Source organism: Malaciobacter marinus, from assembly GCF_003544855.1.
GTDB classification, from domain to species: domain Bacteria; phylum Campylobacterota; class Campylobacteria; order Campylobacterales; family Arcobacteraceae; genus Malaciobacter; species Malaciobacter marinus.
The window spans coordinates 1,041,188-1,061,771 of sequence record NZ_CP032101.1 but is presented as its reverse complement, the minus strand read 5'-3'; the positions used below and the strand labels follow the sequence as shown (position 1 = coordinate 1,061,771).

The following is a 20,584-nucleotide window of genomic DNA, read 5'->3' as shown; positions in this document are numbered from 1 at the left end:
AAATTGAAAGCAAAAGCGATATTTTTACAAATTTTATTAATTTCTTTTTTCTTTAGTGGCTGTGATTTATTTGGTCCATCCCAAGAAGAAATAAGATTAAAAGAAAAAGAATTAAACCAAGCAAAACAAATGAAGCAAGAAGAAATTGAAGCACAACTTGCAATAAAAGAAAAAGAGATAGCTTTAAAAGAAAAAGAGTTAAATCAAAATCAAGAACTAAAACAAAAAGAAGTAGAGTTTAAACTAGAAGAGAAAAAAGCTGAATTAAATAGTAATAAAGATATTGAAATTGAGAAAATAAAAGCAGGAATTGCTAAAGAAAAAATAAGAATAGAAAAAGAAAAAATCAAAGCTATAAACAGAGAAAAAAGACTAAAATTTGAATTAGAAGCCTTACAAAAAGAAAAAGACAATCAAATCAAAACATATGGATTAATTCTAATAGGAGTTATTTTACTTCTTCTTAGCTTTTTACTATTTATATATTTAAATAATAAAAGAAAAGATAAATTAAAAGCATATGAAGATAATATGGAAAAATATTTTAGATCAAAAGAGAATGAAGCAAAACTACAAATTGCAAATAAAATCTTAGATACTATTTCAAAAGGCGAATTAAAACCAGAAACAGAAGCTAAGCTAATAGCTTCTTTAAATGGAAATCCTCAATCAAAAATACAATCTCAAAATCAAGTTCTTAAAAACTCAAATGATGATGTAATGAATTTAGAAGTTTTAGATAAAAAAATAAAAAAAGAGCAAGATAAATAGAATAGAAAATCTATTCTATTTTCTACTCTAATATAAATCTTGTATTTCTATCTTGTAAAGGTCTATTGTTTTTACCCATTATTGCTTTAATATCTTCAAGTTGATTTTTTGAAGCTTTTACTGGTGTTTTTAAAACTATCCATTTTACACCCTCAGTACATGGTGGAGTAGTTAATGAACCATCAAATGTATAATACTCTTTATTCTCTGGCAAAATATCATAGCCATAGACATCTGCTCTAATACTATTTGATTGATTCTTTTGTTCAGGAACATTTCTTAAAAGCTTGTTTAATACTATATTTGTATCTTCTGATTCTTCAAACATCAAAGCAATAACTACAAGGTTGTTATTTTTATCTTGATGAACTAAATGAGCTTCCATAGGATAAGAAATTCCATCAATTCTATTTTCACTTGGAGTATGAAAATGCATTTGCATAAGTGAATAGTCTTTTGATTGAAAATCAATCAAATTTCCCCTTGCAAAATCAACTTTTATAGTATGTCCATTATTACTAAAAGTTGTTGCTCGTGCATCATCATAAAAAGTTATTTCATCCAATTGTGCATCTAAAACTTTCCCTCTTATATCAAGGGGTGATTGATGTTTACCACTTTCACACATCTCATACTCTTTATCTAAACTAGCCCAATTTTGAGGAGCTAAATCACCTTCATATCCCCAAACTGCATTTTGTTTTTTAGTTTCACTTTCACTTAACATTAGTGCTATTGCTGCAACTATTAAAATATAAATCATTGTATTTTTCATATTAAATAATCCTTTTTACTAATTTATTTAAAAGGTGAAATAAAATTTTTATCTAAATAATCATACTTCAAACATCTTTCACACTTTGCAATATCTTCATATTCAATAGATGCTAAATCTAAATCTTTAAAAGTATCTCTTATTATACTAATAGCTTCTTCATTTGCTGAATAAACTACTGCTTTAGAACCAATATTTCCACTAACTATTTTATCTGTCTTTGATAAAACTTTTTCCATATTATTTTCCCAATAATCAATTAAACTTTGATTATCTTCTAGTTCTTCAGATTTTTCGTCCCACTCTAAACATAAATCTGGTAATAAACCACAAGTTTTTCTATCATCAAAATCAATTGTAATCCCTCTTAATTGCATAATAAGCTCCTTTTGTTAGTTTGTAAATAAATTATAACAAAATTTATAGTATTAATTGAGTTTAATATTTACTAATTTTTGAATAATCTCTTGTGTTTCATTGGCATCAAAAAAAATATTCATTGCTAATTCTTTATTTACTTTTAATAAAAACTCTTTTCTTTTTATAGATAATTGCTTTTCATCATCTTTATATTTATACAAAATTCTTATCATTTCATTTTCATACTCTTTTATAATATCTTCTTTTTTTTGAGTTTTTGAATTTATAATTTTAGTTTTTAAAAGTTTTTTTCTTATAAGTATATAAATACCTAAAAGAATTAGTGATATCAAAATTAAATCTATTATTTGCATATATTGTTCCTTTATTCTAAAATATTAACACGATTTTTATGACTTTCTCATAAAATATAGCTAATTACATTAACTTTATATATATTTAAAAAATAAAACTAAGCTTAAAAATTATTCTATATTTTACTAAATCAAACACTTTATATACATACTATTGTACTATAATAAAAAAGCTAGACAATAAAAAAAAGGAGTATTATGTCTTTTAGTACTGCAGATATATGTGATGATTTTAAGGATCAAGAAAAAATTCAAGTATTATCACCAAAATTTAAAAACTATGGAAAAAAAACAAAATTTCAAGGTGAAGTTGTAACTATTAAACTTGATAAAAGTAATTGGATACTAATTTCAACATTAAAAGAAGAAAATGGTGAAGGTAAGGTAGTTGTAGTAGATGTAGACCAAGAGTTTTATGGTATTGTAGGTGATAAACTTATGGCCTTTGCAAAAAAAAATAACTACGAAGCAATTATAATCAATGGATATGTAAGAGATATTGATGAAACAAAAGATATAAATGTAGGATTATTAGCCATTGGAACTTGTCCTCAAAGAAACTTTGAAAAAACTCAAGGATTCAAAGATGTTGAACTTAATTTTGAAGGAATTACTGTAAATAGTGGTGATTATATTTATGCTGATTGTGATGGAGTAATTATCACAAGCAAAAAACTTATATAAAAGACTCTTTATTTTAAAGAGTCTCTTAATTGCTTAAACTTTTCATCTTTTGTATCATAATACATAATTGAACCATCTTCAATTTTATAATACCACCCATGAATTTCAAGTGTTTTTTCCTCAACTTTTCTTTTAATTTCTGGATAAGTTAATAAGTTTCTTAGTTGATAAACTACTGAACTTTTTTCAGTTTTTGTATAAATCTCTTCAGCAGATAAATCCAAATAGTTATTAAGTACATAATTTCTTGCTTTTTTACCTAATTCTAACCATTTTTTAACATGAACAAGTCCAATATCATCTTCTTCAATTTCACTATATAAAGCTTTGCAAGCACCACAATGTGAATGTCCACAAACTATAATATGTTTTACATTCAAAACACTTACAGCAAACTCAATAGCAGCAGAACTACCATGAAAATCAAAATCAGCCTCAAAAGGTGGTACAAAGTTACCTACATTTCTAAGAATAAACATATCCCCAGGCTTTGAATCCATAATCAAATCTGGAACAACTCTACTATCACTACAACCAATAAATAACACTTCAGGACTTTGCCCTTTTTCTACCAATGTATTAAAGTCATCTTTATAATCTTTAAACATTGAATTTTTAAAAGTTAAATTTCCTTGAATTAATTGTTCTAAACCCATATTTCACTCCTAATGTTTAACTTTAATATTTTTCTCTTTAATTTTTGCTATAAAAGAGATGATTTTTGCTACTTTTTGTTCTTCTTGTTTTATATGTTCTTGTGTTTGTAAAGTAAATGTTTCAAGTTTTTCATCTAAATAACTAGTATTAAAATTTCCAGCTTTAAAATCACCATCTCTTACTATTTCTCTATGTAATGGTATATTTGTAGGAAAACCCTCAATATAAAACTCATCCAATGCTCTTTTTGCTTTTTTTACTGCACCTTGCCAATCTAATGACCAAACTATAAGTTTTCCAATCATTGAATCATAATTTGCTGGAACTTTATATCCTGAATAAATTGAAGTATCAAGTCTAACACCAGGTCCACCAGGAGTTAAATATTTTGTGATAGTACCAACTGAGGGCATAAAGTTTTTTTGAGGATTTTCAGCATTTATTCTAAACTCAATAGCATATCCTCTAAATTTTATCTCTTCTTGAGACATTTGAAGTTTATCACCCTCTGCTATTTCTATCATTCTTTGAATAATATCAACACCTGAAGTTATTTCAGTTACAGGATGTTCAACTTGTACTCTTGTATTCATTTCTATAAAATATATATTATCTTTATCATCAAGTAAAAACTCAACAGTTCCTACATTTTCATAACTTAGCTCAAACATTGCATTTGTAGCAATATCATAAAGTTTTTTTCTCACATTATTATTTAATCTAGGAGAAGGAGCTACTTCAATTACTTTTTGATGTCTTCTTTGAATTGAACAATCTCTTTCACCCAAATGTAATACATTTCCATATTTATCAGCAATAATTTGCACTTCTATGTGTCTTGGATTCTCTACAAATTTTTCAATAAATACTTCACCTTTACCAAAATATTTTATTGCTTCATTTGTAGCACTTTCAAACATTTGTTTAAAATCTTTTTGATTTTTGACAATTCTCATACCTCTTCCACCGCCACCAAATGCAGCTTTAATAATCACAGGAAAGCCAATATCTTTAGAAATATTTTCAGCTTTTTCTACATCGTCAATTGGTTCATTTGTTCCCTCAAGTACAGGAACTCCAACTTTTTTCATAGCAACTTTAGAAGCCATTTTATCACCAAACAAAGCAATATGCTCAGGCTTTGGACCTACAAAAATTATTCCATTTTCTTCACATGCTTTTGCAAACTGCGCATTCTCACTTAAAAATCCATATCCAGGGTGAATTGCATCACAATTTGCCTTTTTTGCAATTGATATAATTATATTAAAATCTAAATAAGCATTTATTGGATCTTTCATAATAGGATAACACTCATCAGCTTTCCTAACCCAAACTCCCTCAACATCAACCTCTGAAAAAATAGCAACACTTGTAATATCTAACTCTTTACATGCTCTAATTATTCTTAAGGCAATTTCTCCTCTATTTGCTATTAAAACTTTTGAAATCTTTTTCACAATATATCCTATTATTTTTCCCATATTTTAAACTTATAAGAAAAATATTTCTTCTTCTTTTGTGCTAGTTTTATTGTTTATTTGTGCTAATTATATTACTCATTAATGCTAGATTTATAGATTATTTATGCTAAAATAACTTTATGAAAAAAGAGACATTACAAAAAAGAGTAAAAATAGCTAATAATATAATGTACTATATATACACTCATATTGACACCCATATTGATATTGAAGAGTTAAGTTATGATTTTCAAGTTAGTAAGTTTCATATGCAAAGAATATTTAAAGAGGCTTTTGGAAAAAATATTTATGAAAGTATCAAATCAATTAGACTTCAAAAAGCTGCAAACTTACTTTTGACAAATAAATACTCTACAATTTCAAATATTGCAAATTTATGTGGATACAGTTCTCAGTCTTCATTTATAAAAGCTTTTAAACAAAGATTTGAAATGACACCCAAACAGTGGAAGAACAATGGATATAAAGAGTATTCAACAAAAATATTACAACAATCAAAAAGTGCTTTAAATTCAAGCGCAGACTTTTCAAAAATAACACCTACAATAGTTAAAATGCCAAACTTAGATAGTTTTTATATTAGAAATAAAGGCTATAATAAAAACGTAAAAAATACTTGGCAAAAACTACAAACACTAATTTTAAATAATAACTTGAAAAACTACAAACAAATAGCACTTCTTCATGATAATCCAACAATTACACCACTTAATGAGTGTCAATATATTGCATGTATCGTACCTGAGAAAAAAAGTGATGTAAATAGTCATAGATTACCAAAATTTAAAATCTCAGAGGGAGTATATGCAAAATTTGATTTAGAGGGTGTTCATGGAGATATGTTAAAGTTTATTCACTGGGTATACCATGATTGGCTTATTAATAGTGAGTATGAAACTACTACAAAACCATCTTATGCAGTTTATAATAAAAATAATTTCTTAAGTGAAGATAATAGATTTGATATGAGTTTTTATGTATCAATAAAGTTTTAAAACAGAACTATAAAGTTCTATTTTAAACTATTTTCTATGTGATTTATTAGACTTTGCTCATCTACTAAACCTACAAATTTTTCTAAAAACTTCCCATCTTTTCCATATAAAAATGATTCAGGAACTCTTTTTACATCATCAAAGTTTTTTGCCATTCTAAAGTTTTCTTGTTCATTTATTGTAACAGGAAACTTCATATTAAATTCTCTCATAAAATCAGCAAGAGCTTTCATGTCTTTATTTTTTTCATATAATACACCTATGATTACAAAGTTATCTTTATATTTTTCATACACTCTATTAAACATAGGAATCTCTTCTTTACAAGGTGGACACCATGTAGCCCAAAAATTAATTAATACAACTTTATTTTTCAAATCTTCTGATGTTAATTTATCATTTTCTACAGTTAACTTAATTGTTTCACCTGTTGTTGTTTCTAAAGTATAAGTTTTATTACCTTGTTTTTTCAACTCTTTAAAACTTTTTGAGTCTTTAATTACAACAGCTTGTGCGTCATCTTCACTTCCACAACCTGTAAAAATAATAGCAAATATAACTAAAGTAAATAAATATAATTTTTTCATATTTTTCTTTCCTTATTCAAAAATTTCTTTTTCTACTAAATCAAAAAAAGCTTTATAACTTAATGTTTCAAGCTCTTTTCCATTTACAAAAAAAGTTGGTGTTCCTTGTACTCCTAAAGTAGTAGCATCTTCATAATCTTGTTCTAACATATCACTTATATCAATAGATAAAAAATCTTTTTTAAATTTTTCCATATCAAGGTCTGTTTTTGAAAGATATTGCCAAATCAATTCTGGTCTTGGGTTTAAAGGATCAGCCCATTGTTCTTGATATTTAAATACTACATCTAATGTTTGTTTATATTTATTTTGAGCTCTTGAAGCTTCTAAAATCTTTATTACATAAGCAGAGTTATCATGATTTGCCAAATATCTTACTACAAACTTTACATCTTTATAGTATTGTTTTAAAATATCATTTACAACACTGTTAAATACTTTGCAAGGAGGACATTGTGGATCCATATACTCAACAATAACAACATTGGCTTTATTCTCTCCAAAACTATATGAGTTTTCTCTTACAAATGGAGCGTTGTTAGTATCTTTGTAAGCAGCTAAACTATTTTTCGTATTTATTTTATAAACCGTAATAGCAGCAACAAAAGCAGCTACAATAATAACCAATGTAAAAAATACTAATTTTTTATTTTTCATCTTTAAATAAACCTCTTTTCCCTAAATATAATAAAATCAATATAGTACTATACGCAATTAAAGATAAAAATGGAATTGTGATAAAGCCAAACCAATTAATATACTCTGTACTACAAGGTACGCCTTGAACACAAGGTACAGCACTTTCAGAAATTATACCAAACATTAAAAGATTATGATAAATAGCGATTGCTAATCCAACTAATACTAATCCAATTGAGTATTTAAATAGTTTGTCATCTGGATACAATAATGCAATCAAAAATATTATCACCAAAGGATACATAAATATTCTTTGATACCAACACATAGAACAAGGGATAAATTGCATAACTTCACTAAAAAAAAGACTTCCTAAAGTAGCAATTAAAGCTGTTACAAAACATAAAAAAACAATGGTAGAACCAATTTTACTATTCACTTTTATATCCTATTTTTCATGTAATTTTAACTAAAATTCGTGTAGTTTATGTGTATTATATCAAAAAAATTATTTTTTTTGATTAGATAAAAAATAAACAGTTTCTCCATATGTATAATAATTAATATCTGTTATAATAATTATACAATTGTTAAAGGTAAGATATGTTTTCAAATATAAAAATTAAAGTTTATTTCCAACCAATAATTTCAATAAAAGATAAAAAAATATTCGCATTTGAAGCTTTAGTTAGAGGCTTTGATAAAAAGAATAATCTCATAACTCCAGATATTTTATTAGAAAAAGCAAAAAAAGATAAAGTTATTGAAGAGTTTGATAATTATATTAGACAAAAGGCTATTAGAAAATTTAAAAATTATTATGATGAAGATGAGAACTTATTACTTTTTTTAAACTTTGAGTCATCGGTAATAGAAAAATCAGAAAAATACAATTTCAACTTAGATTTTGTTAAAGAAGTTGAAAGACTTAATATAAATAAAAAAAATATTGTTTTAGAAATAAAAGAAGATACTATTTCTAATATAAAAGCTTTAAATACATTTTGTAAAAAACATAAAGATTTGGGTTTTATTATTGCAATTGATGATTTTGGAACTGGATATTCTAGTTTTGATAGATTAGCAATTATTCAACCTGATATTGTAAAAATAGATAGAAGTTTGATATCAAATATTGAAAATAACTATATAAATAGTTCCATTTTAAAATCTATTGTTGATATTTCTAATAAGATTGGGGCTTTGACACTTGCTGAGGGAGTGGAAACAAAAGAAGAGATATTAACTTGTATGAAAAATCATATAGAAATATACCAAGGTTTTTACTTTGAAAAAGCTATAGATGAAATAAAAAAAGAGACAAAAGAGTCTTTACTTAATAAAATCAATATCATAGGATTAGAGTACAAAGATGCTGTAAAAAAACATATGAAAACAAAACAAGCTATTTTAAGAAGAATGAAACACTTAACAAAAGATGTAGTTAAAACAATCTCATTTGAACAAAATTTTCACCTTGAAAAGTTAGAACTTGTCTTAAAAGAAAATAATAATATTGAAGCAATATATTTAATTGATTACAACTTAGGAAACCAAATAAATGATACCTTAATTAATAATATACAAAATCGTTTTTATAAAGCTTCAAAACACAATGATGACCATAATTTAAAAGAGTATTATTATATTACTAAAGAGTCCAAAACAAAAGAGTTCTTAAGTCAAAAATATATTTCAAAAGCAACAGGAAGTATGTGTAGAACTTATTCAAAAACCATTAAAATAAATCAAAACAGATTTATTTTATGTTTTGATATTCTTACAGATTAATTTTAATATAAAAAAATCAAAGTTTAGTAAAAGTCAATAAAACTTTTGCTACTACATGTACATCTTCAAAATCATATACTAAATGGCTATAATCTTTATTTATTGATACAAAAGCTGTTTTGTTTTCTTTTATAAGTGCTTTTTTTATCCACATTTTATTATTGTAATAGACAATATATATTTTTTCATTTTTTATATCTTTTTGAGATAAATCAGCAACAACTAAAGCTTTATGATTAATTACAGGTTGCATTGATTTTCCATCAACTCTTAAAACAAAAAGTGAACTTTCATTTATATTTTCATCTAATAACTCTTTTGAAAATGAAAGTTTTTTACTTTTGTTCTCATCAAAAACATCTACATAATCTAAAGTCAAAATATCCATTTTTTTCCTTTTTTAATAAAGAAGTATAACTAAGATTTTTTAGTTTAAAGTTAATATAGTAAAATTTCAGTATGAATATAAAAGTAGGAACATTTAATCTTTTTCAATATGCAAAACCACCCTATTCTTGGTATGTAAAAAAAGACAAATTTGAAATAAAACAGTGGGAAGAAAAAAATAGTTTTATAAAAAAGCAGTTAAAACAAATGAATTGTGATATTGTAGCTTTTCAAGAAGTTTTTTCATATGAAGCTTTAGAAGAGTTAACAAAGCAATTAGGTTTTAAATACTTTAAAGTAGTTGATACTGCAAAAACTGATAAAAAAAATGATAAAGTTTTTATCTCAACAACAGTTGCTCTTGCATCAAAATATGAAATAAATAAACTTAGTACTATTGAAGTAAAAGAAGAAGTTTTAGAAAAACTTAATATAAAACAGCCTTTTTATTTTTCAAGATTGCCAATAAAAGCAAATATTTGTATAAATAATACTGATGTATTAATATATGTATTTCATTTAAAATCTAATAGATTAAATGAGTATGAATATAAGTTCAATGAAGATGATACAATAAATTTAAAAGTAAAAAAATCAATATATGCTATGAATAATCTTAATGCAACATCATTAAAGCAAAGATTAGCAGAAGCTTATCATCTTGCACTTGATATTTCAAATAGTTTAAAACATCAAAAAAAAGTAGTTGCATTAGGTGATTTAAATGATAGGCAAAACTCTTTAGTTATTGATATACTTACAAATAAAGCTCTTTTAGATATTGATTTATTTTCTAAAGATTATGATATTAAAAATAAGAAAGAGTACTTTTTATATGACTCATATGGAAAAGCTTTGAAAAAAACAAAAATCAAAGAAGCTACATCTTATTATAAAGCTGTTGGAAATATACTTGATTATATATTTGTTTCAAAAAATATTGATGTTTTAGAATATATGCTTTTTAATAATCACTTATTAAAAAATAAAGATGGCTCACTTTTACAATCAGACCATGCTCAAGTAGTAGCAACCTTAAAGCTTTAAACTTTAAGGTTAGTGCCCTCTTCCTAGCATCTCATTTGCTTCACTGATTATTAAAAATGCTTCAGGGTCATTTTTTTTAACCAAATCTCGTAATAATTGTAGTTTTGTTACTTCTATTACTATTAAAATCATTTTTTTATTTTCATTATAAAGCCCTGTACCATTAATTACTGTTCCATAAGGACCTATATGTTCTTTTATTAAACTGCTCATTTGTTCAACTTCATTAGTTACTAAATGAACAACTTTTTTATTTAAATTACCTGTTAATATTTTATCCACAGCAATTGCTGTAATATAAATACTTATAATACTCCATAAAACCTTTGCCGTTTCATCAAATATAAATAAAGAAGACAAAATAATGAAAAAGTCAATAATAAAAATAATTTGACCTGGCTTTATTTCACTTTTAGAAGAGATAACTCTTGCAATAATTGTAGAACCTCCAGCTGAAGAGTTTCCTTTAATTACAAAAGCAAGACCTATTCCAATTAAAACTCCACCAAAAATTGAAGCAAGTATTACATCTTCAACTAGTGCTTTTATATGTAAAATTTCAAAAGAGACATCAACAAAAGTTGAAATAAGTATGATTGTGATTACTGTTCTAATTGCAAAAGATTTCCCTAAGTACTTTATGCCTAAAAGTAATAAAGGAAGATTTACAGCAACCATCCAAAAACCAACACTATATGAGCTAATATAATGCAAAAGAAGAGCTAATCCAGCCGTTCCACCTGTAATAATTCCATTTGGAATAAAAAACCAAACTATACCTAAAGATAAAGTTATAGAACCCAATAAAATAAATACATAATTTTTAATTTCATCTTTTATACAAAATCTATTCATACTTCTCCTAATAATAAGTTTTTACTCTTTTATAAGTAGATTATAATCATTATTTTACCATAATTTGTATATGTATGGAAAAAGGAGAATTATGGAGTTTATACCACATACTCAAACTGAGTTAAAAAATATGAATATTAAAGAGGATGAAATCTATACTATTCAATATCAAGAAAGAGACTATTATAACGCAGAAAGTCGTGTAGAACTTGGTAAGGGTAAAGCAGTTATTAGTGATAATGAAATTGTTTTCATTATACATGATAGCATGGGTATGGATAAGTTTATTAAAGAAGCAAGAATCATAAAATAAAGGAGAGAATTATGTCAAAGAAAATTTTAGTTTTAGCAGGTGATTTTGTTGAAGATTATGAGTTAATGGTACCATTTCAATGTTTACTTATGTTAGGGCATAAAGTTGATGTTATTTGTCCAGATAAAAAAGCAGGCGAACAAATTAAAACTGCAATTCATGATTTTGAGGGAGATCAAACTTATACTGAAAAACCAGGTCATAACTTTACACTAAATGCAACATTTGATGAAATAGATGAAAATGATTATGATGCTTTAGTAGTTCCAGGTGGAAGAGCTCCTGAGTATATTAGACTAAATCAAAGAGTTTTAGAAATAGTAAAAAATTTCAATTCAAAAAACAAACCAATTGCATCAATTTGCCATGGTATTCAAGTCTTAGCTGCTGCAAATATAGTTGAGGGAAGAACTTGTTCTTGCTATCCAGCTTGCGCACCAGATGTAAACTTAAATGGCGGAACATGGAAAGATATAGGTTTTGAAGAAGCAATTGTAGATGCAAACTTAGTAACAGCTGCTGCTTGGCCTGCTCATCCACAATGGTTAGCTAAATTTAATGAATTATTAAAATAGAGTCTAAAAGTTTGTAAGTTTACAAAACTGTAAACTTACAAGCTTATGATAAACCTAAAATAAATCTACACTTGTAATTTGACTTTCATGAAATTTTACCACTTTATCTCTACCACTATTTTTTGCTTCATAAAGTGCAATATCAGCATTTTTAATTACTCCTTCAAGCGAGTTTGAATCTTGAGGGAACATAGAAAGACCAATACTAACTGTTTTTTTGAGTTTATTACCAGCATAAACATCAATCTCATTTTCTCTTACTTTTTTAGCTATTTTTTTTGCAACATTTAAAGCATCTTCTTCACTATTTACACCAACTAAAAGTACAATAAACTCTTCACCACCATATCTAATAATCAAATCAGATTCTCTTACTGTTTCATTTAGTATTCTAGCTAACTCTTTTAATACTTTATCTCCAATATCATGTCCATACTCATCATTTACAGCTTTAAAGTGATCCATATCAAGTAAAAGTACACCTATATTTAAATTTTCTCTTTTTGTTTGAGGAATAAGTTTTTTACTATGTTCATCTAAAAATCTTCTATTATAAAGTCCAGTTAATCCATCTTCAAAAGCTGATTCTTGTAAAGCATTCATTAGAATTTTAACTTCTATTGAAGGAGTAGCTTCATTTATATAACTTTTGACAAAAGAGATTTTATCTTTTAATTCTTCTAATTGAATTTTTGTATCACAAACAAAATTTATGATTAGATATCTATTTTGACTTATTTCAACATTTAAACAATAATGAAATTTATCATCTTTTTTAAAATAAGGACAGCTTGCATGATAATCAACAGAAACAACATCATTTTTTGTTCTAGCACATCTACATAGTTCTGGATCTTCAGTTATATTGTCTTTACAATATAAAGCATTTCCAACTATTTTAATAATGCTCATTTTTTCTTTTGTATAATCGATTTCAAAAAAAGCAAAGTTTTTAATAGAAAATTGATTTTTAAATACTTGAGCAAGTCTGTCATATATTTCACTTTTACTATTATCAAGCTCTATCTCTTTTTTAAACTGATATAAATTTGAAAGGTTTTTAATAATATCTTTTGATTTCTCAAGTGGATTAATATGTGAAGAGTTAGCTTTTTGACCAATAAACTTTTGAAGTCTTTTTTCAATATCCAAAGATGTATCTCTAAATGTTGACATTAATTTATTATAATCATCAATTAAAGCATCAACTTCATTAGTTTTTGAAGATTCATGAGGTATCTCTTTAAATCTTCCAGCAATTGCTAATTTTATACTTTTTGCAAGCTTATCTAATACTAAAATATAGTGTTCACTATTTTTTCTTGCAAGTATTATTATTAAAAAGATTGTAAGTAGTATAAGAAAAGGTATTAAGTATGTAATTTCAAGACCAATTTGCTTTATATCACTTATATCCATTTTCAGTGAAACAGCACCTAATGTTTCACCATATTGTACATTGTGGCACTTATTACAGTCAATTCCATTTTCAATAGTTGAAATATATGGAACCGTAACTCTTATACTTGTTTTAGTGAAAGTTTCATTTATTTGATATTTAAGTTGACCTGTTTTTATAGCCTCTTTATCTATGGCATCTTTTGGATTTCTAAGTTCTTCTTTTCCAAATTGCTTTTTTACTAGTTCACTTCTTATTAACCAAAGTTCTTCTATATTTTTCATTCCAGCAACAGAATTAATAAAAGTATCAACTTGATTCATATTACCATTTATCATATGAGAAGTAAGACCACTTTTTACAACTTTTGCTATAATTTGTGCATGTTGAATAGAAGATTTTAAGTTAGTATTTCTTAAGTTATAAAGACTTAGTGTTGTAACTATAACTGCTAAAATTATACCTATTAATAAAAATTGAAAAGTAAATTTTTTTCTCATCTATTATAAACCTTATAATGTGACATTTTTGTGATTATACATTTTTTACATAAATATGTTATAAATTTAAAGAGATCTATTAATTAAAAGTCTTGCAACCTCTTTATGGGCATGAACAAAATTCTTTATATTCAAATCTTTCAAATCTTTTTTCTCTTGAGTTGTATCTATTTTTAGAGTTATATTTGCATCTTTATAAAAGTTTAGAATTGCCTCACAAATAAGTCTTTTTCTTTTTGTATTTGATAAAGTTATTATAATACTTGAAGAGTCTTCCACTTTAAGAGATTCTAATACAGGTTTTTTATCTAAGTGACCAAAATATGCCATATAACCTAATTTTCTTGCAAGTAACACATGTCTTAAATCATCTGATATAATAACAAAATCTTCATTATTTTCTTTTAAAGTTCTTGATATTATTCTTCCAAGAGTTGAAAAGCCACAAACAATTACATGGTTTTTTGCCTTAATAGGTGTGATTTTATCTGATTCATAAAACTCTACTTCAAAATATGAAGCAATTTTGTAAATATTGCTTATTATAAAAGGTGTTAAAATCATAGATAATACTGTAACTAATATCAAGAAATTTGACAAGTCACTTGAAAGTAGTCCATCATTTGAAGCAAGTGCAAATATTGCAAAAGAAAACTCCCCTACTTGACACAATGATAAAGCAGACTTAATAGCAGTACTTTTAGCTGATTTTCTTCTAATAATAAGATAAATTACAAAAGCTTTTACTAAAACAATTGATATAAAAATTAAAAATATATAATGTATATTATTAAAAAAATAAAAAACATCTATTTTTGTTCCCACACTAAAGAAAAATGCACCAAGCAAAAAGTCTTTATAAGAAGCAATATCAGATTCTACTTTAATTCTATATTTTGTTTCAGCTATTATCATACCTGCAATAAAAGCACCTAAAGAGTAAGTAAAACCCATCTCATGAGCTAAGATTGATGCTCCCATTACTATTGAAAAAACTGATCCTAAGAATAACTCTTCTAATTGTGTATTTGAAGAGAATCTTAAAAGCCAATTCATTATCTTTTTTCCTATTGTAAATAGAAATAATATCACAACAAAAGCAGAGAAAAGTGTATTTAAAATGATTTCAGAAACACTTAAAGAATCATTTGCTAAAAATGAAATTAGTAAAAGTATAGGAATTACTGCTAAATCTTGAAAAATCAAAATTGCAGTTGACTTTTCTCCGTATGGCGTATAAATATCTTTTGAATGCTTTAAATAACTTAATACAATAGCAGTAGAAGATAAAGAAAAAGCAAGTGATATAATAACAGAGGGAACAATTTGTATTTTAAAAATAAAATGAGAAAATAAAAAAATAACAATAGCACTTAAACTAACTTGTAAAAAGCCGTTTAGTAAAAGAATCTCTTTCATTTTTTTGATTCTTTCTATACTCATTTCTAAACCAATAGTAAACATTAAAAATACAATACCAAACTCTGCTATTAACTCCAATGAACGAATATCAATACTATTAAAATTAAAAATATAACTAATAACAGTACCGGTTAAAATATATCCAATAATATGTGAAATACCAATTTTCTTTAAAATTATATTAAATACTGTTGATAGTGCTATACTTAAAAATAGTGTAAATAAAATAGTTTGCATTTGTTTTCCCTTAAAGCTTTTATTGTACCAAAAAATATACATGATTTATTTTATATTATATATATAAAATAAACAGTTTAAAAATAGATAATTAATAAATAGTAATTTTATATATTAATGATATAATTATCTAAATAAGCATTTAAACTTTCAAAAATGATAAGGCTAAAACATGGATAAAATGTATGATATTGCAATAATTGGTGCAGGTCCTGGTGGAATAGCAAGTAGTGTTGAAGCTGTTTTATTAGGTTTTAAAGATGTAGTTGTTTTTGAAAAAAGTCAAAATCATTCAGATACTATAAGAAAATATTTTAAAGATAATAAAAGAGTTGATAAAGACTGGAAAGGCATTAAAGTAGAATTAAGAGGAAATATTCATTTTACTGATGGAACAAAAGAGAGTACATTGGACCTATTTGATACATTAGTTAAAAACAAGGATATAGAGGCTTACTTTAATGAAGAAGTTTATAGTGTAGAAAAGAAAGACAAAAGTATTTTTAAAATCACTACAGTAAAAGAAAAATCTTACTATGCAAAGAGTATTGTTATAAGCATAGGAACAATGGGAAAACCAAATAAACCAACATATAAAATTCCACCAACACTAAAACAAAAAGCAAATTTCAATATTAGTCAATGTACACAAGATGAAAAACTTTTAATTGTAGGAGGTGGAGATAGTGCTGTTGAGTTTGCATATTATATGGCAAAACAAAACAGTGTTACTTTAGCTTATAGAAAAGAGAGTTTTTCAAAAGTAAACCCTACAAATTTACACTATTTGTTTGATTATGTAGAAAAAGAACTTATTGAGTTAAGACTAAATTTAGATATAACAAAACTTGAAGATAATAATGGACAATTTGAAGTATATTTTTCAAATGGAAAAACGGAACTGTTTGATAGAATAGTTTACGCTTTAGGAGGCTCTAGTCCTACAGACTTTTTAAAAAGATGTTCAGTATTACTTGATGAAAACAATTGCCCAATTGTTGATGAAAATCTAAGAAATAATCAAGATGGTATCTATTTAGCAGGTGATATTGCAAGAAGCAATGTTGGTGGCTCAATTGCCCTTGCATTAAATCATGGATATACTATTTGTGAACATATAAAAAATAAGAATACTACTTAAGCATTTAATGCGCACAAATAGCTTTGTTCTTGATATTTTTTAAGTTCACTTGGAAAAGTAATTTCATTTTTCTTTTCAAATGCACTTAATGTTTGTGCAGAGACCAAGTGTGTACTACAAATACTATTTAATTGAATAACTCCCTCCATCTTAAAAGTTACAGCTCCACCTGCAAAATTTCCTTTTTTTGCTCTTTTTTTTAGAACTATTTTTTCAATACAATTTTGGTTTAAAAACTCTTCAATCTTTAAAAAGAACTCTTTTACACACTCTTGTTTCTCATCATCTTCTAAAGTAATCTTTTTTAATTTTAGATTTTTAAACTCATTGTTTTCAACTACACTTAATATTGCATTATTAGCTTTAAGTTCAATTCCACAAACTTTCACATAATCTCCTTTTTTTTATTATACTAAAATCAAAATATTAGATATGATTTTCTTTCAAAATGAAATATTTTTCTTTCTTATGATAAAATAAACTTTTAAAAGAGGAAAAATGAGAAAAATCAATAATATTATTTTTAAAGGTAAAGAAGGAAATATTTTTATCTTTAGTCTTTTTTTAACTACTATGCTTATTATTTCTATATTAATTACATATTTTTATGATACAAAATTAGCAAATAAAATTACTAGTTTAGTTGTATCAAATCTTTTTGTAGGACGTGTTCCCTCACTATCTTTAGGTTATGCCTCGCAATTACCTCATATTACTGTTATAGGAGTAAATATAATAACTGAAATTATTTTAGTTACTAGTTTATATCCTCTTTTTATATTTAGTCTTAAAGGAATACTAAAAATAAAACCCTTAGAAGAGTTCTTTTTTCAAGTTCAAGAAAAGAAAAAACGACATCAAGATAAATTTGAAAAATACGGTAAAATAGGACTTTTTGTTTTTGTTTTTATTCCTTTTTGGATGACAGGACCAATTGTTGGTGCTATTATTGGCTACTTAATAGGTTTAAAGCACTATACAATTATGGCAATTGTATTTATATCAACTATTATTGCTATAACACTATGGGGATTTTTTCTAAATGAGATTATTGAGTTTTTGTTGGCATTTGATACTAGATATGTATGGATAATACTTTTGTTAATTGTAGTGACAACTTTAATTTTAAAAATAAAAAATAAATTATATAAAAGAGAAAAATAATTCTCTTTTATAACTCTGATTTTATTAAATTCATTAGATTATCAAGACCAAAAGTCTCAAGTGGTTTTCCATTTACAAAATAAGATGGAGTCTTTGTTGCTCCTAATTCTTTTGCATCATTTAAATCTTGGTTTATTATATCTGTAACTTTTTGTGAATCATTTTCAATATCAGCAGAAAGTTTTTCCATATCAAGACCAGCTTTTGGCAAAATTCTCCATAACATCTTAGGATTTACAACATGATGTTCTATCCAATACTTTTGAGTTGCAAACATAAACTCTAAAGTATCCATAAACTTATCTTGTTTTCTAGAAGCTTCTAATACTCTTACTGCAAAATCTGAGTTTTCATGAAAAGGTGCATATCTTAAAACTAGTTTTATATCACCTTCATTTTCTTTCATTATCTTTTTTACATAAGGGTGAAACTGTGCACAAGTACCACAAGCAGGATCAAAAAACTCTACAAGTTGAACTTTTGCTTCTTTTTTTCCTAAAACAATTGAGTGCTCTTTTTGTAAATTACTAGCTTTTTGTTCAAGCATAGCATTATAACTTGCAGATTCATTTTGTTTGTAAATATATGCTCCTGCTATAAATACGACCACTATACTAATTATTGCAATAAATACAATCTTTTTATTTTGCATACAAAACTCCATATAAAATTTATATATTTTATCAAATTTTTGTGTAGTATGTGTGGAGATAATAAATAGTTAAAAACTAATTTTGTATCATTAGGAAAATAAAAAGTGAGACATATGAAAAAAAATGAAAAAGTTAAATTAATAAGAGAGATTGAGAAACCTATAAAAATCTTTGGAAAGCAACTAAAAATAACAAGAGTTGTTTTAATTCTTGTTGCTTTTTTAATATATTTTGTATCTTTGTATTATGAAACAAGAAGCAATACACCTTTAGTTTTAGGAATAATTCCTTTAGTTTTATTAAGCTTTACTCTAATTTTGATAAAAAATAGAATTTTATATATTGGTAAATACAATATAGAGTGTTCAAATGCAGGTGATTTATATATAACAAAACTTAAAGGCTCTTGTCCTAAATGTCAAGGGGAATTAAAGGTTGTAAAAAAACTAAATGATCAATTTGTAATTTGTAAAAACAATAAAGAACATAAGTTTTATTTACAAGAGAACTAAGAATTTTCTTAGTTCTATGGCACTTTTAGTACTGCACAATTACATAAATCATCGCTTTCATAAGATGTAATATCACCTTGTTTTAAATTAGGATAAGGAAAAAGTCTTACAGTCAACGGTTTATTTAACCTAAATGCCATAGTTCCAGTATCTTGCATAATTAAAGCGATTTTTTCAATAGAAGTATCTCCTTCAATTGGTACAGTATCAAGTCCTATTCCACAAACAGCACTATTTGTAAGTAGTGTTCTAATATCATAATCTTTTCTTTTAGTTCCAGCTGCTAAACCTAAATCTTCAATAACCGCAAGCATTAATCCTGAAAATCCCACTAATGGCACATTTTTTATACTTTTAAAAACCTTTGTAAGTAAAGAAGAAGCCTCTACACTTCCTGCTGCACCAAAATACTCAACACCTAATAACTCATAAACACTTGCCATTGAAGAGCAGTTTTTAGATGGTGCTGCTGAACTATCAATTCCTACAAATTTAAAATCACTATTATCAAAACTATTTATTACTTCATTTATATTATCAACATGATACTGTAATGCTGTATTTAAAACTTCATAATACTCTTTAAATTTTTCTTGATGTGTTTTTTTACTATTTGATTCATTGCATTTGCTTAAAACATTTACTAATAAATCTGGTGTTTCAAAACCTATAACATATGAATCCTCTAAAAAGCTTTCATGGTATGAAGCTGGAAAATAAGGAATAAATGGTTTACAGTTGAAATTTACTGTAAAATTAAAATTACCCTCACCTCTTGGTGTTATTTGTGAAATCTTTTTAACAGCTTTTGCACAGTGCAAAATAGTTGCATTATCTAAAATATCAAATTCATCTTTTTTTATATTTACACAAGCATTGCACAAGTCACCATATGAAGCTATCAAATCAGGTAACATTTCAATTTGTTCTTTTGTTTTTGCTTCACCAATAGCAAATCTTATTCTTAAATTTTCATTTGAATATTTATTTAAAAGTGAAGATATATATGCTAAATCTTCTTTTGCTTCTTCTATATTGTTTATATTCAAATACTCTTCAAATGCATTTGTAACAATTCTTATTGATTGAACTTCATAATCAATCTTATTGAATTTTTCACTTAATCTATCACAAAAATAACAAGCTTTTTCTATCTTTTCTTCCCAGTTATTTTTATCTTTTTTTAAAGTTAAAAATGTTGTTATCGTCCTAATTTTGCATAATTGTTTGTTTTTATAATTCATCTTTATCCTTTTGCAAAA

At 25.6% G+C, this 20,584-nt stretch carries 25 protein-coding genes; 10 read left to right on the top strand and 15 right to left on the bottom strand.

Features of this window, described 5'->3' with window-relative positions; translation table 11 throughout:
* Positions 1 to 3: 3 nt before the first annotated feature.
* Entirely contained in the window at positions 4 to 771 is a 768-nt protein-coding gene (locus AMRN_RS05285) for a hypothetical protein (protein WP_099311609.1), read from the top strand.
* A 22-nt stretch (positions 772 to 793) separates the two neighbouring features.
* Here the strand turns inward: AMRN_RS05285 and AMRN_RS05280 are convergent, their stop codons facing one another.
* The 3 genes from AMRN_RS05280 to AMRN_RS05270 are packed head-to-tail and all read right to left on the bottom strand — an operon-like array spanning position 794 to position 2,280.
* A complete protein-coding gene (locus tag AMRN_RS05280) occupies positions 794 to 1,546 on the bottom strand; it encodes a carbonic anhydrase (protein ID WP_099311610.1) in 753 nt (250 codons plus the stop codon).
* Positions 1,547 to 1,569: 23 nt separating this feature from the next.
* Positions 1,570 to 1,923, bottom strand: a complete 354-nt coding sequence (locus AMRN_RS05275) for a hypothetical protein (protein ID WP_099311611.1) — start codon at positions 1,921 to 1,923, stop codon at positions 1,570 to 1,572.
* Between the two features lie 51 nt (positions 1,924 to 1,974).
* Positions 1,975 to 2,280: a hypothetical protein gene (locus AMRN_RS05270; RefSeq protein WP_099311612.1), complete on the bottom strand. Its 306-nt coding sequence runs from the start codon at positions 2,278 to 2,280 to the stop codon at positions 1,975 to 1,977.
* Between the two features lie 198 nt (positions 2,281 to 2,478).
* On the opposite strand from AMRN_RS05270, the gene rraA reads away from it, so the two are divergent.
* Positions 2,479 to 2,964 (top strand): ribonuclease E activity regulator RraA, encoded by a 486-nt coding sequence (rraA, locus tag AMRN_RS05265; RefSeq protein WP_099311613.1) that lies wholly within the window; start codon positions 2,479 to 2,481, stop codon positions 2,962 to 2,964.
* Between the two features lie 8 nt (positions 2,965 to 2,972).
* Here rraA and AMRN_RS05260 read toward each other — a convergent pair whose 3' ends face one another.
* Together AMRN_RS05260 and AMRN_RS05255 are read right to left on the bottom strand one after the other, a co-directional pair.
* The gene (locus AMRN_RS05260; RefSeq protein WP_099311614.1) at positions 2,973 to 3,620 is read right to left on the bottom strand and encodes a carbonic anhydrase; all 648 of its coding nucleotides are present in this window, start codon (positions 3,618 to 3,620) and stop codon (positions 2,973 to 2,975) included.
* A 9-nt stretch (positions 3,621 to 3,629) separates the two neighbouring features.
* A complete protein-coding gene (locus AMRN_RS05255) occupies positions 3,630 to 5,081 on the bottom strand; it encodes an acetyl-CoA carboxylase biotin carboxylase subunit (RefSeq protein ID WP_099311615.1) in 1,452 nt (483 codons plus the stop codon).
* A 143-nt stretch (positions 5,082 to 5,224) separates the two neighbouring features.
* Between AMRN_RS05255 and AMRN_RS05250 the strand changes: the two genes are divergently transcribed.
* Positions 5,225 to 6,100, top strand: a complete 876-nt coding sequence (locus tag AMRN_RS05250) for an AraC family transcriptional regulator (RefSeq protein WP_099311616.1) — start codon at positions 5,225 to 5,227, stop codon at positions 6,098 to 6,100.
* 17 nt (positions 6,101 to 6,117) lie between these two features.
* Here AMRN_RS05250 and AMRN_RS05245 read toward each other — a convergent pair whose 3' ends face one another.
* The 3 genes from AMRN_RS05245 to AMRN_RS05235 are packed head-to-tail and all read right to left on the bottom strand — an operon-like array spanning position 6,118 to position 7,765.
* Positions 6,118 to 6,687, bottom strand: coding sequence for a TlpA family protein disulfide reductase (locus tag AMRN_RS05245; RefSeq protein ID WP_099311617.1), 570 nt, complete (start codon positions 6,685 to 6,687; stop codon positions 6,118 to 6,120).
* 12 nt (positions 6,688 to 6,699) lie between these two features.
* Entirely contained in the window at positions 6,700 to 7,344 is a 645-nt protein-coding gene (locus AMRN_RS05240; protein WP_099311618.1) for a DsbA family protein, read from the bottom strand.
* Positions 7,334 to 7,765 (bottom strand): disulfide oxidoreductase, encoded by a 432-nt coding sequence (locus tag AMRN_RS05235; RefSeq protein WP_099311619.1) that lies wholly within the window; start codon positions 7,763 to 7,765, stop codon positions 7,334 to 7,336. The genes AMRN_RS05240 and AMRN_RS05235 overlap by 11 nt, the downstream gene beginning before the upstream one ends.
* A 164-nt stretch (positions 7,766 to 7,929) precedes the next feature.
* On the opposite strand from AMRN_RS05235, the gene AMRN_RS05230 reads away from it, so the two are divergent.
* A complete protein-coding gene (locus AMRN_RS05230; protein WP_099311620.1) occupies positions 7,930 to 9,117 on the top strand; it encodes an EAL domain-containing protein in 1,188 nt (395 codons plus the stop codon).
* Between the two features lie 16 nt (positions 9,118 to 9,133).
* Here the strand turns inward: AMRN_RS05230 and AMRN_RS05225 are convergent, their stop codons facing one another.
* Positions 9,134 to 9,505 (bottom strand): S24 family peptidase, encoded by a 372-nt coding sequence (locus tag AMRN_RS05225; RefSeq protein WP_099311621.1) that lies wholly within the window; start codon positions 9,503 to 9,505, stop codon positions 9,134 to 9,136.
* A 71-nt stretch (positions 9,506 to 9,576) separates the two neighbouring features.
* Between AMRN_RS05225 and AMRN_RS05220 the strand changes: the two genes are divergently transcribed.
* Complete coding sequence (locus AMRN_RS05220; RefSeq protein WP_099311622.1) at positions 9,577 to 10,551, top strand: endonuclease/exonuclease/phosphatase family protein; 975 nt, start codon at positions 9,577 to 9,579, stop codon at positions 10,549 to 10,551.
* Between the two features lie 9 nt (positions 10,552 to 10,560).
* On the opposite strand, the gene AMRN_RS05215 is transcribed toward AMRN_RS05220, so the two are convergent.
* Positions 10,561 to 11,406 carry a YitT family protein gene (locus AMRN_RS05215; protein WP_099311623.1) on the bottom strand — a complete coding sequence of 282 codons (846 nt, stop codon included), beginning with the start codon at positions 11,404 to 11,406 and terminating at the stop codon, positions 10,561 to 10,563.
* A gap of 91 nt (positions 11,407 to 11,497) precedes the next feature.
* On the opposite strand from AMRN_RS05215, the gene AMRN_RS05210 reads away from it, so the two are divergent.
* Both AMRN_RS05210 and AMRN_RS05205 read left to right on the top strand, forming a co-directional pair.
* Positions 11,498 to 11,719 carry a hypothetical protein gene (locus AMRN_RS05210; RefSeq protein ID WP_099311624.1) on the top strand — a complete coding sequence of 74 codons (222 nt, stop codon included), beginning with the start codon at positions 11,498 to 11,500 and terminating at the stop codon, positions 11,717 to 11,719.
* Positions 11,720 to 11,730: 11 nt separating this feature from the next.
* Positions 11,731 to 12,294: a DJ-1/PfpI family protein gene (locus tag AMRN_RS05205; RefSeq protein WP_191282166.1), complete on the top strand. Its 564-nt coding sequence runs from the start codon at positions 11,731 to 11,733 to the stop codon at positions 12,292 to 12,294.
* 54 nt (positions 12,295 to 12,348) lie between these two features.
* On the opposite strand, the gene AMRN_RS05200 is transcribed toward AMRN_RS05205, so the two are convergent.
* Positions 12,349 to 14,193: a GGDEF domain-containing protein gene (locus AMRN_RS05200; RefSeq protein WP_099311626.1), complete on the bottom strand. Its 1,845-nt coding sequence runs from the start codon at positions 14,191 to 14,193 to the stop codon at positions 12,349 to 12,351.
* A 66-nt stretch (positions 14,194 to 14,259) separates the two neighbouring features.
* Positions 14,260 to 15,852, bottom strand: a complete 1,593-nt coding sequence (locus AMRN_RS05195) for a cation:proton antiporter domain-containing protein (RefSeq protein ID WP_118897374.1) — start codon at positions 15,850 to 15,852, stop codon at positions 14,260 to 14,262.
* Positions 15,853 to 16,024: 172 nt separating this feature from the next.
* On the opposite strand from AMRN_RS05195, the gene AMRN_RS05190 reads away from it, so the two are divergent.
* Positions 16,025 to 16,993 (top strand): NAD(P)-binding domain-containing protein, encoded by a 969-nt coding sequence (locus AMRN_RS05190; protein WP_099312741.1) that lies wholly within the window; start codon positions 16,025 to 16,027, stop codon positions 16,991 to 16,993.
* Here the strand turns inward: AMRN_RS05190 and AMRN_RS05185 are convergent.
* A complete protein-coding gene (locus AMRN_RS05185) occupies positions 16,990 to 17,382 on the bottom strand; it encodes a DUF3010 family protein (RefSeq protein ID WP_099312743.1) in 393 nt (130 codons plus the stop codon). The two genes, AMRN_RS05190 and AMRN_RS05185, sit on opposite strands and share 4 nt — an antisense overlap.
* A gap of 109 nt (positions 17,383 to 17,491) precedes the next feature.
* Here AMRN_RS05185 and AMRN_RS05180 point away from each other — a divergent pair, with 109 nt between their 5' ends.
* A complete protein-coding gene (locus AMRN_RS05180) occupies positions 17,492 to 18,157 on the top strand; it encodes a small multi-drug export protein (protein ID WP_099312744.1) in 666 nt (221 codons plus the stop codon).
* 7 nt (positions 18,158 to 18,164) lie between these two features.
* Here AMRN_RS05180 and AMRN_RS05175 read toward each other — a convergent pair whose 3' ends face one another.
* A complete protein-coding gene (locus AMRN_RS05175) occupies positions 18,165 to 18,809 on the bottom strand; it encodes a DsbA family protein (RefSeq protein WP_165772884.1) in 645 nt (214 codons plus the stop codon).
* Between the two features lie 114 nt (positions 18,810 to 18,923).
* Between AMRN_RS05175 and AMRN_RS05170 the strand changes: the two genes are divergently transcribed.
* Positions 18,924 to 19,322, top strand: coding sequence for a hypothetical protein (locus tag AMRN_RS05170; protein WP_099312748.1), 399 nt, complete (start codon positions 18,924 to 18,926; stop codon positions 19,320 to 19,322).
* Positions 19,323 to 19,336: 14 nt separating this feature from the next.
* Here AMRN_RS05170 and AMRN_RS05165 read toward each other — a convergent pair whose 3' ends face one another.
* Positions 19,337 to 20,566, bottom strand: a complete 1,230-nt coding sequence (locus AMRN_RS05165; RefSeq protein ID WP_099312750.1) for a DUF711 family protein — start codon at positions 20,564 to 20,566, stop codon at positions 19,337 to 19,339.
* Positions 20,567 to 20,584: the final 18 nt, after the last annotated feature.

What these genes read in the sequence shown, in the direction of transcription:
- AMRN_RS05280 (WP_099311610.1), bottom strand. Translation starts at nt 1,546, where the DNA reads ATGAAAAATACAATGATTTATATTTTAATAGTTGCAGCAATAGCACTA.
- AMRN_RS05275 (WP_099311611.1), bottom strand. Translation starts at nt 1,923, where the DNA reads ATGCAATTAAGAGGGATTACAATTGATTTTGATGATAGAAAAACTTGT.
- AMRN_RS05270 (WP_099311612.1), bottom strand. Translation starts at nt 2,280, where the DNA reads ATGCAAATAATAGATTTAATTTTGATATCACTAATTCTTTTAGGTATT.
- rraA (WP_099311613.1), top strand. Translation starts at nt 2,479, where the DNA reads ATGTCTTTTAGTACTGCAGATATATGTGATGATTTTAAGGATCAAGAA.
- AMRN_RS05260 (WP_099311614.1), bottom strand. Translation starts at nt 3,620, where the DNA reads ATGGGTTTAGAACAATTAATTCAAGGAAATTTAACTTTTAAAAATTCA.
- AMRN_RS05250 (WP_099311616.1), top strand. Translation starts at nt 5,225, where the DNA reads ATGAAAAAAGAGACATTACAAAAAAGAGTAAAAATAGCTAATAATATA.
- AMRN_RS05245 (WP_099311617.1), bottom strand. Translation starts at nt 6,687, where the DNA reads ATGAAAAAATTATATTTATTTACTTTAGTTATATTTGCTATTATTTTT.
- AMRN_RS05240 (WP_099311618.1), bottom strand. Translation starts at nt 7,344, where the DNA reads ATGAAAAATAAAAAATTAGTATTTTTTACATTGGTTATTATTGTAGCT.
- AMRN_RS05230 (WP_099311620.1), top strand. Translation starts at nt 7,930, where the DNA reads ATGTTTTCAAATATAAAAATTAAAGTTTATTTCCAACCAATAATTTCA.
- AMRN_RS05225 (WP_099311621.1), bottom strand. Translation starts at nt 9,505, where the DNA reads ATGGATATTTTGACTTTAGATTATGTAGATGTTTTTGATGAGAACAAA.
- AMRN_RS05220 (WP_099311622.1), top strand. Translation starts at nt 9,577, where the DNA reads ATGAATATAAAAGTAGGAACATTTAATCTTTTTCAATATGCAAAACCA.
- AMRN_RS05215 (WP_099311623.1), bottom strand. Translation starts at nt 11,406, where the DNA reads ATGAATAGATTTTGTATAAAAGATGAAATTAAAAATTATGTATTTATT.
- AMRN_RS05210 (WP_099311624.1), top strand. Translation starts at nt 11,498, where the DNA reads ATGGAGTTTATACCACATACTCAAACTGAGTTAAAAAATATGAATATT.
- AMRN_RS05205 (WP_191282166.1), top strand. Translation starts at nt 11,731, where the DNA reads ATGTCAAAGAAAATTTTAGTTTTAGCAGGTGATTTTGTTGAAGATTAT.
- AMRN_RS05200 (WP_099311626.1), bottom strand. Translation starts at nt 14,193, where the DNA reads ATGAGAAAAAAATTTACTTTTCAATTTTTATTAATAGGTATAATTTTA.
- AMRN_RS05195 (WP_118897374.1), bottom strand. Translation starts at nt 15,852, where the DNA reads ATGCAAACTATTTTATTTACACTATTTTTAAGTATAGCACTATCAACA.
- AMRN_RS05190 (WP_099312741.1), top strand. Translation starts at nt 16,025, where the DNA reads ATGGATAAAATGTATGATATTGCAATAATTGGTGCAGGTCCTGGTGGA.
- AMRN_RS05180 (WP_099312744.1), top strand. Translation starts at nt 17,492, where the DNA reads ATGAGAAAAATCAATAATATTATTTTTAAAGGTAAAGAAGGAAATATT.
- AMRN_RS05175 (WP_165772884.1), bottom strand. Translation starts at nt 18,809, where the DNA reads ATGCAAAATAAAAAGATTGTATTTATTGCAATAATTAGTATAGTGGTC.
- AMRN_RS05170 (WP_099312748.1), top strand. Translation starts at nt 18,924, where the DNA reads ATGAAAAAAAATGAAAAAGTTAAATTAATAAGAGAGATTGAGAAACCT.
- AMRN_RS05165 (WP_099312750.1), bottom strand. Translation starts at nt 20,566, where the DNA reads ATGAATTATAAAAACAAACAATTATGCAAAATTAGGACGATAACAACA.